This is a genomic window from Streptomyces sp. NPDC012888, from assembly GCF_042900645.1.
Classification (GTDB): Bacteria; Actinomycetota; Actinomycetes; order Streptomycetales; family Streptomycetaceae; genus Streptomyces.
Genome location: NZ_JBIBBM010000007.1, coordinates 101,593 through 116,562, shown reverse-complemented (window position 1 = coordinate 116,562; position 14,970 = coordinate 101,593). Strand labels below are relative to the sequence as shown.

12 protein-coding genes and 1 pseudogene are annotated in these 14,970 nt (G+C 75.3%); 6 read left to right on the top strand and 7 right to left on the bottom strand.

Annotation, left to right across the window (positions count from 1 at the left end; genetic code table 11):
* Positions 1–12 precede the first annotated feature (12 nt).
* Both ACFY61_RS14750 and ACFY61_RS14745 read right to left on the bottom strand, forming a co-directional pair.
* Positions 13–519 (bottom strand): hypothetical protein, encoded by a 507-nt coding sequence (locus ACFY61_RS14750; RefSeq protein ID WP_389471563.1) that lies wholly within the window; start codon positions 517–519, stop codon positions 13–15.
* A gap of 341 nt (positions 520–860) precedes the next feature.
* Positions 861–1,097 carry a hypothetical protein gene (locus tag ACFY61_RS14745; protein WP_389471561.1) on the bottom strand — a complete coding sequence of 79 codons (237 nt, stop codon included), beginning with the start codon at positions 1,095–1,097 and terminating at the stop codon, positions 861–863.
* 166 nt (positions 1,098–1,263) lie between these two features.
* Here ACFY61_RS14745 and ACFY61_RS14740 point away from each other — a divergent pair, with 166 nt between their 5' ends.
* Positions 1,264–1,908, top strand: coding sequence for a DUF4232 domain-containing protein (locus tag ACFY61_RS14740; protein ID WP_389471559.1), 645 nt, complete (start codon positions 1,264–1,266; stop codon positions 1,906–1,908).
* A gap of 5 nt (positions 1,909–1,913) precedes the next feature.
* Here ACFY61_RS14740 and ACFY61_RS14735 read toward each other — a convergent pair whose 3' ends face one another.
* Positions 1,914–2,897 carry an aldo/keto reductase gene (locus ACFY61_RS14735; RefSeq protein ID WP_389471556.1) on the bottom strand — a complete coding sequence of 328 codons (984 nt, stop codon included), beginning with the start codon at positions 2,895–2,897 and terminating at the stop codon, positions 1,914–1,916.
* 108 nt (positions 2,898–3,005) lie between these two features.
* On the opposite strand from ACFY61_RS14735, the gene ACFY61_RS14730 reads away from it, so the two are divergent.
* Positions 3,006–3,617, top strand: coding sequence for a TetR family transcriptional regulator (locus tag ACFY61_RS14730; RefSeq protein ID WP_389471553.1), 612 nt, complete (start codon positions 3,006–3,008; stop codon positions 3,615–3,617).
* A 23-nt stretch (positions 3,618–3,640) separates the two neighbouring features.
* Here the strand turns inward: ACFY61_RS14730 and ACFY61_RS14725 are convergent, their stop codons facing one another.
* Positions 3,641–5,272: a phospholipase D family protein gene (locus ACFY61_RS14725; RefSeq protein ID WP_389471551.1), complete on the bottom strand. Its 1,632-nt coding sequence runs from the start codon at positions 5,270–5,272 to the stop codon at positions 3,641–3,643.
* A 227-nt stretch (positions 5,273–5,499) separates the two neighbouring features.
* Between ACFY61_RS14725 and helR the strand changes: the two genes are divergently transcribed.
* The gene (helR, locus tag ACFY61_RS14720) at positions 5,500–7,671 is read left to right on the top strand and encodes an RNA polymerase recycling motor ATPase HelR (RefSeq protein WP_389471548.1); all 2,172 of its coding nucleotides are present in this window, start codon (positions 5,500–5,502) and stop codon (positions 7,669–7,671) included.
* A 108-nt stretch (positions 7,672–7,779) separates the two neighbouring features.
* Here helR and ACFY61_RS14715 read toward each other — a convergent pair whose 3' ends face one another.
* Both ACFY61_RS14715 and ACFY61_RS14710 read right to left on the bottom strand, forming a co-directional pair.
* Positions 7,780–8,907 carry an NADH:flavin oxidoreductase gene (locus tag ACFY61_RS14715; RefSeq protein WP_389471546.1) on the bottom strand — a complete coding sequence of 376 codons (1,128 nt, stop codon included), beginning with the start codon at positions 8,905–8,907 and terminating at the stop codon, positions 7,780–7,782.
* Between the two features lie 256 nt (positions 8,908–9,163).
* Positions 9,164–9,820: pseudogene (locus tag ACFY61_RS14710) on the bottom strand (TetR-like C-terminal domain-containing protein); the annotation flags it as partial.
* Positions 9,821–9,912: 92 nt separating this feature from the next.
* Between ACFY61_RS14710 and ACFY61_RS14705 the strand changes: the two are divergent.
* From ACFY61_RS14705 to ACFY61_RS14695, 3 genes are all read left to right on the top strand, one after another.
* A complete protein-coding gene (locus ACFY61_RS14705; RefSeq protein WP_389471544.1) occupies positions 9,913–10,989 on the top strand; it encodes an aldo/keto reductase in 1,077 nt (358 codons plus the stop codon).
* Between the two features lie 180 nt (positions 10,990–11,169).
* The gene (locus ACFY61_RS14700) at positions 11,170–13,323 is read left to right on the top strand and encodes a SpoIIE family protein phosphatase (protein WP_389471541.1); all 2,154 of its coding nucleotides are present in this window, start codon (positions 11,170–11,172) and stop codon (positions 13,321–13,323) included.
* Positions 13,320–14,300, top strand: a complete 981-nt coding sequence (locus ACFY61_RS14695; RefSeq protein WP_389471538.1) for a hypothetical protein — start codon at positions 13,320–13,322, stop codon at positions 14,298–14,300. The genes ACFY61_RS14700 and ACFY61_RS14695 overlap by 4 nt, the downstream gene beginning before the upstream one ends.
* Here ACFY61_RS14695 and ACFY61_RS14690 read toward each other — a convergent pair.
* Entirely contained in the window at positions 14,284–14,631 is a 348-nt protein-coding gene (locus tag ACFY61_RS14690; RefSeq protein ID WP_389471535.1) for a hypothetical protein, read from the bottom strand. The two genes, ACFY61_RS14695 and ACFY61_RS14690, sit on opposite strands and share 17 nt — an antisense overlap.
* Positions 14,632–14,970 lie beyond the last annotated feature (339 nt).

The following is a 14,970-nucleotide window of genomic DNA, read 5'->3' as shown; positions in this document are numbered from 1 at the left end:
TCGGGGGCGGTGTCAGCGGCGGCCGCGGACGCGCTGCTGGTAGACGGCGAGGGAGAGGGCCTTCACGGCCGCTTGGGCCTTCTCCTCGTCCACTCCGCGGTCGACGGCTTCGAGGGCCGCGGCCGCGGAGACCCGCACGGGGAGGGGCAGGCCGTCGTGGGCGGCGAGCCGGTAGGCGATGCTGCGGCGGACGTCGCGCTCGGCCTCGGTCACGCCGTCCGGCGTGGCGGGGAAGACCGCCGCCAGGTACGTGGCGATGCCGACGAGGACGGCGTCGGCTATGCCTTCCGCGTATCCGTCGACGCGCGCGGTCTCGCGGTCGGGGCGGAGGAAGGCGACCACCTGGCGGCGGGCCAGGAACGAACCGAGCGCGGCACCGAGCCCGGCCGCCGTTCCGGCGGCCACGGCGGTGGCCCGGCCACCGAGGTACAGCCCTGCACTCGCGCCGCCGACCATGCCGCAGACCACCAGCACGCAGGTGATCATCAGGTGGACGCGGGTGGCGAGCGGGGCGGTCATGCCCAGCAGTATGCAGAGAACCCCCCGGACGCCCCTCTTCCGCCCGAGGGCGCAACCACCCCGGCCCGGGCCCCAGCCCCGCGCCGGCGCAAGCACCTCCGCCCGGCCCCCGGCCCAGCCGGCGCTTGAGCCCGGGGGGCGCGGCGGGAGCGCTGCCCGCGCAGCCACGGCTCCGCCGCGACCCGCTCAATCGCCGCTCGGGCTCGAAGGCCCCGCGGGCCGGCCCCGCCCGGGCTCGAAGAGCTCCGCAAGCCGGCCCCGCCCCGGAAGATCGAGCATCGCCGGCGGTTGAGGCGCGGGGTGCGGGGCGGAGCCCCGTGGGGCTGGGCGGGGCGGAGTCGCTAGCGCGGGTGCCACGTGAACTTTCCGCCGCCGACCCAGCGGACCGTCTCCGGGTCGTCGAGGTCGTGGATGGTGATTCCCGCGGCCGCCGCCACCAGGATGACGTCCGTCATCGAGGTCGCCGTACTGACCACCTCCCCGTCGATCTCCACGATCCGGAACGGCGGATCGCCGGCCTGGACGCCCAGGACCGTGACCCGGGGCGAAGCGATGTACGGGCTCGCGCTCTCAGTCATGTGCCGATCGTTCCACGGTGGGGGCGTCCCCGCCCGGCCCGGCGGCCGGCGCCGCCCCGGGGGACCGTGGTGGATTCGGCGACGCACCGTCACGAAACCGTGAAGCTCCTGCGGGACCCTGGTGCTCAGTCCGGCGCGTCCGCGCCGCCGTCCGGGGAGCGACACCATGAGCACCGTACGCAGAACCGCCGCCGTCCTCGTCTCCGTGTCCGCCCTGGCGGTCCTGACCGCCTGCGGCCCCACGGGGGACGACGCCGCGGGCGGGGGCGGGGGCAAGTCGCCGACCGGCGGCAAGTCGCCGGTGCCCACCGCCGCCCCGTCGGGCGTCGCGACCCCGTCCGAGCCCGCGCCGACGCCGCCCGCGCCGGGTACGGCGACGCCCGCCGACCCCGACCACGACGTGTTCCCGTGCAGCACGTTCGACGTGAAGTTCTCCGCGAGCCTGGCCGAGCCCACGACCAGCAGCTACCTGCTGAAGATCACCAACAAGAGCGGCAAGGCGTGCCGCGTGCTGGGCCACCCGGTGGTGACCTTCGGCGACCTGGACGGGCAGGCCACGGAGCGCGGCACGGCCCCCGGCATCGAGGACGCGATCCGGCTGGCTCCCGGCGCGTCGGCGTACGCGGGGCTGATGGGCGGGCCGGCCGACGGCACCGGCAAGACGGTGGACTCGATCGCCATGACCATGAACACCGAGTCCGACCTGGTGCAGACGCCGCTCAAGGCGGCGACACCCGGCTTCAACGTCTCCCCCGACAAGAACTCGGTCACGCCGTGGCTGGGCACCGCGGAGGACGCGCTCAGCCTGTAGCCCGCTCAGCCGCCCAGGGTGGTCATCAGCTCGGGCGCGTAGCGGTCCCCGGACACGGCTCCGTGGGGGGCGACGGCGTCGATCGCGGCGAGCTCGCCGGCCGTGAGCGTGACGGCGCCCGCCGCGGCGTTCTCCTCCAGGTACGTGCGCCGCTTGGTACCGGGGATGGGTACGGCGCCGTCGCGCAGGACCCATGCGAGGGCCAGTTGCGAGGGGGTCACCCCCTTGTCGGCGGCCAGGCGCCGGACCTCTTCCACCAGGGCGAGGTTCCGGGTGAAGTTGTCCCCCTGGAAGCGGGGGTCGGTGCGGCGGAAGTCGTCGGGGGCGAAGTCGGCGGGATCGCTGATCGCCCCGGAGAGGAACCCCCGGCCGAGCGGCGCGTAGGGGACCAGGCCGATGCCGAGCTCGGTGAGGGTTTCCAGCACCCCGTCGTGCTCGATGCCGCGCTCGAAGAGGCTGTACTCGGTCTGCACGGCCGTCAGCGGGTGGACGGCGTGGGCGCGCCGGATGGTGGTGGCGGCGGCCTCGCAGAGGCCGATGTGGCGGACCTTGCCCGCGGTGACGAGTTCGGCCATCGCCCCCACCGTCTCCTCGACCGGGACGGTGGGGTCGACGCGGTGGAGGTAGTACAGGTCGATGTGGTCGGTGCCCAGGTGGCGCAGGGAGCGTTCGGCGGAGCGGCGGACGTAGCCGGGGCTGCCGTCGAGGCCGAGGAGCGTGCCGTCGTCGCCGAAGGCGACACCGGTCTTGGTGGCGATGACGGCCGCGTCGCGCCGGCCCGCGAAGGCCTTGCCGAGGAGCTGCTCGTTCCGGAAGGGGCCGTAGCCCTCGGCGGTGTCGAACAGCGTGACGCCGAGTTCGAGCGCCCGGTCGATGGTGGCCAGGGACTCGGTGTCGTCCGTGGCCCCGTAGTGGGCGCTCATGCCCATGCAGCCGAGGCCCTGGGCGCCGACTTCCAGGCCCTGGGTGCCGAGCTGGCGGATCTCCATGGTGGTGCTCCCTACACAGAAGGCAACTAAGTAACTAACTGGTTAGACCATGCAGGAACCGCCTGCCCGTTGTCAATAACCGGATAGTTACTTGCTAGGCTCGCACGCATGGCAAGGGACTCCAGCGCGACCAGGGCACGGCTCCTCGACGCCGCTTTCACAGAGTTCGCCCAGTACGGGATCGCCGGCGCGCGGGTCGACCGCATCGCCGAGTCCGCGCGGGCGAACAAGCGGCTGATCTACGTCTACTACGGCAACAAGGAGCAGCTGTTCGACGCGGTGCTGACCCGCGCCATGGAGCTGGGCGCCGAATCGGTGCCGTTCACCGCCGGCGACCTCCCGGAATACGCCGGCGCCGTCTTCGACCACCTCGTCGCCCGTCCCGAACTGATGCGCCTGGTGCTGTGGAGGCAGCTGGAGCGCCCCGCGCCCGCCGCCGCGGAGAGCGAGGCCTACCGCGTCAAGGCCGCGCAGGTGAGGGCGGCGCAGGCGTCGGGGGCGGTCGACCCGCAAATGGACCCGGTGGACGTGCTGCTGCTGGTGAACGGCCTGGCGCAGGCCTGGTTCGCCGCTACCGGCGGACCCGCCCAGGACGGCGCGGGCACCCAGGACGGCGCGGGCGCCCCGGACGGCGTAGACGCCCCGTGGGACGCCGGACGCACCGCGCGGCACCGGGCCGCCGTGGTGGAGGCGGTGCGCAGGCTCGTCACCGCACCCTGAGCACCCGCCCTGCCGGGGGGTGGTCAGAAGGCGTTGCGGCGGCGCAGCCGGAACGGGCGGCCGTCCGGGTCGACCAGCAACCGGTGCAGGGGCGTGGCGAGGACGCGTTCGGGCGCGGACAGCGGCGGCGGATGGTAGCCGCGCAGCCGCCCGGGCGGGCGGGGGCCCCGGCACCCTGCGGCGTGCCAGGCGTCCAGGGCTGCCGCGCAGGCGGCGAAGGCGCCGAACGCGGTGACCGGGTCGCACAGCGCTTCCTCGGCCGCCGGGTCGGCCCCGGCGGCCCGGTCGAGGTGTTCGAGGGCGAGTTCCAGGCGGAGCCGGCGGGCGAAGCCCCGGGCGCCGTCGCCGAGTCCGGCGGGGTCGAGCGGCGGGCGGGGGTCGCCCGCCTCGTCCAGTACCGCACAGCTGAGTTCGGAGTCGTGGGTCCACGAGCGCAGGTTGATGTTGTCGGAGCCGACGGACGCCCATACGTCGTCGATGACGCACACCTTGGCGTGGACGTACACCGGGGTTCCGGCGTGGTTCTCCAGGCCGTACACCGCGACGCGCGGGCCGCCCGCCCGGCGCAGTCCCTCCAGGGCCTTGATGCGTCCGATCAGGTTCATGGGGAGGGTGAGCCGGCCGTCCTGTTCGGGGACGGTCGGGATGACGGCGATCAGCCGGAGCCGGGGGTTGGTGCGCAACGCCCAGGCGAAGGAGGCGACCACGCGCGGGGACCACAGGTACTGGTCCTCCAGGTAGATCAGGGCCCGGGCGCGGCGGAGCGCCTTGAGGTAGCCGCGGGCGATGCTGCGTTCGCCGTCGGGCGCGAAGTCGTAGCCCTGGAACAGCCTGTTGGGGTAGGTGCGCAGCAGCTGGACGGTGTGGGTGCCGCAGGGTTCGGGGTCGGGTTGCTGCGGGGGCATGGTGTCGGCGTGGGTGTCCTCGTGGTGGACGAGTTCCCGCAGGCGGGTGAGGGGGCTGCGGGACAGCGGCGCGGGGTCGTCCCAGCGTTCCCGGAAGACCGCTTCGACGTCGCCGACGACCGGGCCGCGGAGGGCGAGCTGGACGTCGTGCCAGGGCGGGTGCGGTCCGTACGCGGCGGCCATGGGGACGGCCTGCGGGTCGCCGTCGTGGCGGGCGTCGTCATTGCGGCCGCGGCACAGGTCGATGCCGCCGACGTAGGCGATGTCGAGCTCGGGGCGGCCGGGGTGGCGGAGGACGACCAGTTTCTGGTGGTGCGAGCCGCCGGGGCGGACCCGCATGTCGAGCAGGCATTCGCCGCCGGCTTCCTCGATCTCCTCGCCGAGGTGCCTGTTCTCGGTCTCGCTGAAGTGGATGCGGTCGAGGTGGGACCGCCATACGAGGCCTTTGACGGTGACTCCGCGTGCGGCGGCGGCGCACAGGACGGTGCCGATCTCGGTCCGGTGGCCGGTGGGGCCGTGGGGGCCGAGGCGTTCGTCGGGGTCTCCGCGCCAGTCGGTGAAGAGCAGCAGGTCTCCGGGGCGTTGGGCTCGGATCCGGGCGAGGAGTTCGGCGAAGTAGGCGGCGCCGTGCACCACCGGGCGGGCGTGGTTGCCTTCGGACCAGGCGATGCCGCCGGGGCGGCGCCGGTCCAGGCGGGTGGCGGGGTTGCCGCGCTCGGCCGGGGTGAGCAGCCAGTCGGTGCGGTCCATGTGGGGTTCCTCCGCCGGGGCGTGTACCCGCCGGCGGGGCTCTCACCCCCGGCACGGCGGCGCTGATGCGCGGCGGCGCTGACGAGGGGGTGGCTGGGCCCTGCGGGGGCGAACGGATACCCCCCTGGCCACTCCTAACCTATAGCACATGGGGGGTCTTGCGGCAAGGCCCCCGTGATACCGCAGAATCGCTCATCCGTCCCGGCTCCTGCGGAAACGAGTGATGCGTGAACCCTCTGACCACCAGCGCGTTCGACCTGCCCGAGCGCCTCTCCCCCAAGGCCGACCCGGCGCTCATCGCCGGGGACGAACGGCACTTCGCGGCGATCGCGGAGAGCCTGGAGCAGTCGGTCGCGGAGCTGTCCGAGCGGCTGGACGCCGCGCTGCGGGCACCGGGCGGCACCGGCCGCGCGGCGATGGACCGGGACGCGGAGGTGCACCGGCTGACCGGCCGCCTGCGCACCCTGCGGCGGTTCGGTCTCGACCTGTGCCTGGGTCATGTGGTCGCCGACGGCGACCGGGAGCCCATGTACATCGGCCGGCTCGGCCTGACCGACGGCGAGGGCCGGCGACTGCTGGTCGACTGGCGTTCCCCCGCGGCCGAGCCGTTCTTCGCGGCGACCCACGCCAACCCGATGGGTCTGGCGAGCCGCCGCAGGTACCGGTGGACGCGGGGCCGGATCAGCGACTACTGGGACGAGGTGTTCCTGGCGGACCGGCTCGCCGGGCACGCCGCCCTCGACGACCAGTCCGCGTTCATCGCGGGCCTGGGCGAGAGCCGTTCCTCCCGGATGCGGGACGTGCTCGCGACCATCCAGGCCGACCAGGACGCCGTCATCCGGGCCGGATCGCGCGGCGCCCTCGTCGTCGACGGCGGGCCGGGCACCGGGAAGACCGTCGTCGCCCTGCACCGGACCGCCCATCTGCTGTACTCCGACCCGCGACTGGGGCACCGCCGGGGCGGCGTGCTGTTCGTCGGCCCGCACCAGCCGTACCTCGCGTACGTGTCCGACGTCCTGCCGAGCCTCGGCGAGGAGGGCGTGCGGACCTGCACTCTGCGGGACCTCGTTCCGGAGGGTGCCGCCGCGGGGGTCGAGGACGACCCGGAGGCGGCCCGGCTGAAGTCGTCCGTGGCCATGGTGCGGGCGATCGAGACCGCGGTCCGGTTCTACGAGGAGCCGCCCGCGGAGCGGATGACGGTCACGACCGACTGGGCCGACGTCCGGCTCGACCCGGACGACTGGGCCGAGGCGTTCGACGCGCCGGACCCCGGTACCCCGCACAACGAGGCGCGGGAGCAGATCTGGGACGCGCTGGTCGCCGTCGTCCACGACAAGCTGGGCGGCGAGGTCCCGCACGACCGCCTGGACGTGGCGCTGCGGCAGGACGACGAGCTGGTCACCACCCTTCACCGGGCCTGGCCGCTGCTCGAACCGACCGACCTCGTGGGGGACTTGTGGTCCAACCGCGCCTACCTGCGGTTGTGCGCCCCGTGGCTGGGCCCGGACGAGGTGCGGGCGCTCCAGCGCAAGGACCGGCCGCAGGCGTGGACGGTGTCCGACCTGCCGCTCCTGGACGCGGCCCGGCAGCGCCTGGGCGATCCGGAGGCGGCGCGCCGCGAGCGGCGGCGGACGGTCGCGCTCGCCGCCCAGCGGGAGCGCATGGCGCAGGTCGTCGACAACCTGGTCGAGGCCGCGGCCTCGTCCGGTGCCGACGGGGACGACGGCGAGGGCCTGGTGACGATGCTGCGCGGCCAGGACGCCAGGGTCAGCCTGGTCGACGAGTCCGAACTGCCCACCGCCGACCCGGACCTGCTCGCGGGCCCGTTCGCGCACGTCGTCGTGGACGAGGCCCAGGAGCTGACCGACGCGGAGTGGCAGATGCTGCTGCTGCGCTGCCCGTCCCGGAGCTTCACCATCGTCGGCGACCGCGCGCAGGCGCGGCACGGGTTCACCGAGTCCTGGCGGGAGCGGCTCGAACGGGTGGGGCTGGACCGGGCCGAGGTCGCGTCCCTGACCGTCAACTACCGGACGCCGGAGGAGGTCATGGCGGAGGCCGAGCCGGTCATCCGGGGCGCGCTGCCGGACGCCAACGTGCCGACGTCCGTGCGCAGCACCGGCGTTCCGGTGGTCCACGGATCGGCCGCGGACCGGGACGCGGTCCTCGGCGCCTGGCTCGCCGGGCACGAGGACGGGGTGGCGTGCGTCATCGGCGACCCGTCGTTCCGGGGCGGGCCGCGGGTCCGGTCACTGACTCCGGCGCTCTCGAAGGGACTCGAGTTCGACCTGGTCGTGCTCGTCGACCCGGAGGCGTTCGGCGACGGGGTCGAGGGGGCGGTCGACCGCTACGTCGCGATGACCCGGGCGACCCGGCAGCTGGTGGTGCTGACGAGCCCGTGAGGGGCACGCCCGGCCCGGTGGCGGCGGCCCGCGCGGTCGCCGCACGGGCCGCACCGCCGCCGCACGGGCCGCGCGGCCACCGCCGCCGCACGGCCGCCGCCCGGGCCGTCAGCTGAGGGTCTTCAGCGCGGCCGGGTCGTAGGGCTTGAGTTCCTCGAACCGGCCGCCCAGCACCTTGGCCGCCCAGTCGGGGTCCTGGAGCAGGGCGCGGCCGACGGCCACCAGGTCGAACTCGCCGCGCTCCAGCCGGTCGAGGAGGTTGTCGAGGGCGCCGACGGGGGCTCCCTCGCCCATGAACGCCCGGATGAAGTCGCCGTCGAGGCCGACCGAGCCGACGGTGATGGCGGGCTTGCCGGTGAGCTTCCTGGTCCAGCCCGCGAGGTTGAGGTCCGACCCTTCGAACTCCGGCAGCCAGTAGCGGCGGGTGGAGGCGTGGAAGGCGTCGACGCCTGCCTCGACGAGCGGGGTGAGCACCGCCTCCAGCTGCTCCGGGGTGTCCGCGAGGCGGGCGTCGTAGGCCTGCTGCTTCCACTGCGAGTAGCGGAACAGGACGGGGAAGCCGGGCGACACGGACGCGCGGACCGCGGCCACGACCTCGGCCGCGAACCTGGCGCGGGCCACCGGGTCGCCGCCGTAGCCGTCGGTGCGGCGGTTGGTGCCCTCCCAGAGGAACTGGTCGAGGAGGTAGCCGTGGGCGCCGTGCAGTTCGACGCCGTCGAAGCCGATGCGCTCGGCGGCCGCGGCCGCCTCGGCGAAGGCCTCGACGACCTCGTCCAGGTCGCGGCGGGTCATCGCCTTGCCGGTGGGCTCGCCGCCGTCACCGCGCAGTCCGGAGGGACCGATGGCGGGGGCGTCGGCGAAGGGCGGCTCGCCCTGGGTGCGGACCATGCCGATGTGCCACAGCTGCGGGACGATCGTGCCGCCCGCCTCGTGGACGGCCGCGGCGACCTTCGACCACCCGGCCAGCTGCTCCTCGCCGTGGAACCGGGGCACGCGGTCGCTCTGACCCGCCGACTCGTGGCCCACGTAGGTGCCCTCGGTGACGATCAGGCCGACGCCGGCGGCGGCGCGGCGAGCGTAGTACGAGGCCACGTCCTCGCCGGGGACCCCGCCCGGGGAGAACTGGCGGGTCATCGGAGCCATCACGATGCGGTTGGGGACGGTCAGGCCGCCCAGCGTGACGGGCCGGGACAGGATCTCCGCCGCGCGGGAGGCGGAGGACGCGGTGACGGTCACGGGAGGTGCTCCTCGTTGGTACCAGGCTGCGCGTGCACGGGTGTCGCATGCGTAGGTGTGTCAGCCGCCGCGGCGGCCACGGCATTCCGGCCGGCCGCGGCCCGGGCTGTGATCCCGGCCACGGGACGGCTCAGCGGGAGGGGCCTGCCGGCGAACCCGGTGGCGCGCCGGCCGGTGTGCCGGGCCCGGTGCCGGTCCTGGTGTCCGGCTCGGTGTCCGGCCCGGCGTCCGGCCCGATGCCGGTCCTGGTGCCGGTCCTGGTGTAGGCGCCCGCCCGGGCCGCTTCGGCGGCGGCGCGGGCCGCGCGGGCGGCGGCCTCCCCGTCCAGGGGGGCCGCGGTGGTCAGCAGCCGGTAGTAGAGGGGCGCGGAGACGGCGCGGACCACCTCCTCCGCGTCGGTGCCCACGGGGAGTTCACCCCGTTCCACCGCCCGGTGGACGCAGGGCGCCCATTCCGCGACGCGCACCTCGTAGAAGCGGTGCAGGGCCTCGGCGGTCCTCGGGTCGGTCGCTGCGGCGGCGATCAGCGCCTTGAAGAGCGGGCCCTGGCGGGGGTCGGACAGCGTGCGGGCCACGAGGTCGGCGTTGGCGCGGAGGTCCCCGTCCAGGGAGCCGGTCTCGGTACGGGGCTGGGACTGCTCGGCCATGTCGGCCAGCAGGTCGGCGACGAGTCCGGCCGGGGTGCCCCAGCGCCGGTAGACGGTGGTCTTGCCGACCTCCGCGCAGCGGGCGACCTCCGCGAGGTCGAGCCGGTCGAAGCCGGACTCCGCGAGCATGTCGCCGACGGTCCGCAGTACGGCGGCCCGGACGCGGGCGGTGCGTCCGCCGGGCCGGACCGTGCCCGGTTCCTTCGTGTCGCGAGGGTCGTCGCGGTGCTCCTCGCGGCGGTCGCCGGCCTGACCTTCGAGCGGCATAACGGGACTCCAGTTCCATTAATTGCGGGATCCTGCTACGGTGATCCCACCTTAACGGACCAGCAGTACCATTAGCGACTGGAGGAACCGTCATGGAACACAGGCAGCTCGGCGCGTCCGGCCTCAAGGTGCCGGTGCTCAGCTTCGGCGCCGGCACGTTCGGCGGCAGCGGCCCGCTCTTCGGCGCCTGGGGCAGCACCGGGGTCCCCGAGGCCCGCCGCATGGTCGACATCGCCCTCGACGCCGGCATCATCCTGTTCGACACCGCCGACGTCTACTCCGCGGGCGCCTCGGAACGGGTCCTCGGCGAAGCCATCAAGGGCCGCCGCGACCGTGTCCTCGTCTCCACCAAGGCGGGACTGCCGACCGGCGACGGCCCCGGGGACGCCGGCACCTCCGGCGCCCGCCTGATCCGGGCCGCCGAGGACGCCCTGCGGCGCCTCGGCACCGACCACATCGACCTCTTCCAGCTGCACGCCTACGACGCGTCGGTCCCCGTCGAGGAGGTCCTGGCCGCACTGGACCGCCTCGTGCGCGACGGCAAGGTCCGCCACACCGGCGTCTCCAACTTCTCCGGCTGGCAGCTCATGAAGTCCCTGGCCACCGCCGACCTGCACGGCTACCCCCGCTACGCGGCCCACCAGGTCTACTACTCCCTCGTCGGGCGCGACTACGAGTGGGAGCTGATGCCCTTGGCGCGCGACCAGGGCGTCGGCGCCCTGGTGTGGAGCCCGCTGGGCTGGGGCCGCCTGACCGGCAGGATCCGCCGCGACCGGCCCGTACCGCCCGGCAGCCGGCTGCACCGCACCGCCGACTACGGCCCCCCGGTCGAGGACGCCCTCCTCTACGACGTGGTGGACGCCCTGGAGGAGGTCGCGCAGGAGGTCGGCCGCACGGTCCCCCAGACGGCCCTGAACTGGCTGCTCCAGCGGCCCACCGTCACCTCCGTCATCATCGGCGCGCGCGACGAGGAGCAGCTGCGCCAGAACCTCGGCGCCGTCGGCTGGTCCCTCACACCCGCACAGATCGCCCGCCTGGACGCCGCCGGGCACCGCCCCGCCCCCTACCCCTACTTCCCCTACGAGCGGCAGGAGGGCTTCGCCCGGCTGAACCCGCCGATGATCGCGGCGCCGGGTGCGACGCCGGGTGCGACGCCCGGTGCGGCGTAGGGCGGGCGCGGGCGGCCGTCGCGGCGTGGGGCGGGCGCCGGGGGCCGTCGCCGGGCGGCGGGCGTATCGTCCGAATATGAGCGACGTCCGCCAGATCCGGTGCGCGGCTCCCCAGCCGATGCCGCCGGGCCGCGACCACCGGTACGGCCCGCCGCCGCCCCGGCCGGACGGGTGAACGGCATGCCGCCCCCGGCCGGCGGGCCCCCCGGCGGCGGCCCCGCCGGCGAGCGGCTGGACGCCGCCCTCGCCGAGGTCATGCGGGAGACCGGAGCATCGCTGGCCCTGGTGTACCTGCGGGTCGCGGAGGAGCACGCGCTGCAACTGGTCGGGCTGGCGGGCGTGTCCCGGCAGATCGCCGCCCCGTGGTACCGGATCCCGGCCGACGCGCCCATCCCGGTGGCCGACGCGGTGCGCGGGCGGAGGCTGGTCTGGCTGGGCGGCGGCCAGGAGGAGGTCGCCCGCCGCTACCCCCGGCTGGGGATCATGCTGCCGTACGAGTTCATGCTCGCCGCCGCGCCCGTCATCGACGGGGCGACCGTACGGGGCGGCATCGTCCTGCTGTGGCCGATCTGGCACCCGCCCGACCTCGGCGGGCACGAACGCGAGGCGCTCGACGGGTTCTGCCGGCGGGCCGGCCCCCTCCTCCGGCAGGCCGAAGGCGGCGGACATGCGCTGCTCCGCGGGGAACCCCGGCTGGTCCCCCCGCCGGATCCACCGCAGGCCGACCCGGGGCTGGCCGCGGCCGCCCACGCGTTCGCGGAACGGCTGCCCGTGGGCTGCTGCGCCCTGGACCCCGAAGGCCGGATCACCTTCCTCAACGCCGCGGGCGCCCGGCTGGTCGGCGCCGGTGCGGCCGTCCTGCTGGGGCAACGTCCGTGGGAGGCGCTGCCGTGGCTGCACGAACCGGTGCCCGAGGACCGCTACCGTGCTGCGGTGGTCTCCCGCCAGCCCACCGCCTTCACCGCCCTGCGGCCGCCGGACACCTGGCTGTCCTTCCGGCTCTACCCCGACGCGGGCGGCGTCAGCGTCCACATCTCGCCCGCCGACGGTACCCAGCAGGCCCCCGACGCGCCCGTGCCGCCGGCTCCGCACCCCGCTGAGCCCGTCGGCGCCATGGCCCTCTACCAGCTGACGCACCTCGCCGCGGCACTCGCCGAAGCGGTCGGCGTGCACGACGTGGCGGAGCTGGTCGCGGGTCAGATCGTGCCCGCCTTCGGCCCCCAGGGCATGGTCCTGATGACCGTGGACGAGGGACGGCTGCGGATCGTCGGGCACCGCGGCTACGACCGGGACTTCGTGGCACGCCACGACGGCACGCCGCTGTCCGCCGACGTCACCAACGCCCAGGTGGTGGCCACCGGCACGCCCGTCTTCTACCCGACGTACGAGCAGTTCGAGCGCGCCTACCCGGGCGCCCCGCGCCACGCGGACCGGCAGGCCTGGGCGTTCCTGCCGCTGACGGCCTCCGGCCGCCAGGTGGGCTCCCTCGTCCTCTCCTACGACCGGCCCCGGTCCTTCCCCCCGGCCGAACGCGCCATGCTGACCTCGCTGGCCGGGCTGATCGCCCAGGCGCTGGACCGGGCCCGGCTCTACGACGTCAAGCACACCCTCGCCCGCACCCTCCAGACCGGTCTGCTGCCCCGCGTCCTGCCGTCGGTACCCGGCCTCGGGGTGGCCGCGCGCTACCTGCCCGCCGGGCACGGCATGGACATCGGCGGGGACTTCTACGACCTCATCCGCCCCGCGCCCGGCACCGCCGTCGCCGTCATCGGGGACGTGCAGGGCCACAACACCACCGCCGCCGCGCTGATGGGACAGGTCCGCACCGCCGTCCACGCACACGCCACGGCGGGCGCGTCCCCCGGCGACATCCTGGCCCGTACCAACCGGCTGCTGGCCGACCTCGACCCGGGCCTGTTCACCAGCTGCCTGATCGCCGAACTCGACCTGGAGCGGGGGCTGGTGCGGATCGCCAGCGCGGGGCACCCCCCGCCGCTGCTGCACCGGCCCGGCGGGCGGGCCGAGGTCCTCCGGGTCCCGCCCGGACTGCTCCTCGGCATCGAACCGGACGTGGACTACCCCACCACCGAACTCGCGCTGCCGCCCGGCGCGGTCCTCGCCCTCTACACCGACGGGCTCGTCGAGGACCCGGGCATGGACATCGACGAGTCGACGGCGGAACTGGCGCGGTACCTGGCGGGGACGGGATCGGGTGCGGGGGCCGGGGGGCTGGACGGGCTTGCTGACGGGATCATCCGGCACGCCCGGGACGCCACCGCCCACACCGACGACATGGCCCTGCTCCTCCTCCGCGCGGCGGGACGGGACGCATGACCGACCCGTTGTGGCGGGGGCACTGGTGGGCGGAACTCCCGCCGGCCGCCGGGGCGGCGGTGATGGCCACGGCGGTGCTGTCCGTCGGCCTGGGCCAGGCCGGGGCGCCGTCGGCCTCGGCCGGGGCGTTCGCCCTGGCGGCCGTGGCATGGGCGGTGCTGGCGGCCGACTTCCTCACGCGCCTGTTCGGCGACCGCCCGCGGTTCGTGCGGGAGGCCGGCACCCCGGCGGCACTGACCGCGATCGCCGCCACCGGGGTGCTGGGCGTACGGCTGTCCACCGCCGGGCGGCAGGACGCGGCGGCCTTCATGCTGCTGGTGGTGGCCCTGTGCTGGCCCTGGCTGATGTACACGGCGGTACGGCACCGCGTGCGGCGGGCACCCGGGGCGGTGTTCCTGCTGTGCGTGGCGGTGCAGTGCCCCGCCGTGCTGGCCGCCGACCTGGGCGCGGCGACGGGCCGGCCCTGGCTGGAGCGGGTGGCCCTGGCGGCGTTCTGCCTCGGGCTGCTGGCGTACGCGGACGCGCTCGCGCGGTTCGACTTCCGGGAGGTCGCGCGGGGTGCGGGCGACCAGTGGGTGGCCGGGGGCGCCCTGTGCATCTCCGCTCTGGCCGCGTCGACGCTCGCCGGGTCCCCGCTGTGGACGGGCGCCGCGCACACGGCCCTGCGTACGACCGCGCTCGTACTGCTGGGCCTGGGGCTGGGCGGGTGCGCGGCCCTGGCCGCGGCCGAGGTGCGGTGGCCCCGGCCGCGCTACGACGTCCGGCGCTGGGCGACGGCCTTCCCGGTGGGCGTGGCGGCGGTCGCGACCACGTCCGTGGCGGCCGTCACCGGGGTGGGGTGGCTGCGCGGGGCCGGGACGGTGCTGCTGGGGGCGGCGGTGGCGGTGTGGCTGCTCACGGCGGCCGGCGCGGTACGGCGGGTCCGCGCGGCGGCACGGCGTCGGCGTCGGCGTCGGCGGGTCAGTGGACCACGCTGAAGCTGCGCCAGGGGAGGGTGTGGGGTGCCGTGACGTTCGAGGTCTCGGTGGGGATGTAGGTGCCGTCCTGCTTGTCGAGCTTCCGGCAGTCACGCGTCCGGTAGAGGATCACGTCGACGAGGGTGTTGTTCTCGACGTGGGCCGCGCCGCGCGGCAGGCCGATGCGGTGGCAGCCGTTGACGGAGGTGCTGTTGTAGGTGACCTCGATCGGCGAGTCGTGGGCGCGGAAGCTGAGCGGACCCACGGTGGTCCGGTCGGCCGAGCAGGCGGTGGCGGCGAGCAGCAGCAGGGTCGCGCCGGTGGTGGCGGCGATGCGCCGGTGGTGGGGCATGTGGCTCGGTCCTCGTCTGTGCGGCGGGCGGTGCGGTGGGGCGGTCGGCGCGTGCGGTGTGCGCGGGCGGGGCGGGTCGGTGGTCGGCTCCTGACCGCAGCCTGGACCGGGCCGCGCGGCTCGGCATCCGCTGCGGGGCCGGGCGGATGACGGCCGCGCGGGTGGTCAGCCGCGGAGGGCGCCGGTGGCCGCGGCGGTGGTGGGTCCGGGGGCCGGGGGCTCCGGGCGGGGGTGTCCGGGACTGCACGGTTTACGGCTCGGAGCTCGGAACCCGGCCCGTGGTTCGGGGTCGCGCCACACCTCACGCCTCACGTCCCGGACACCCCCACCCTCCGCCCC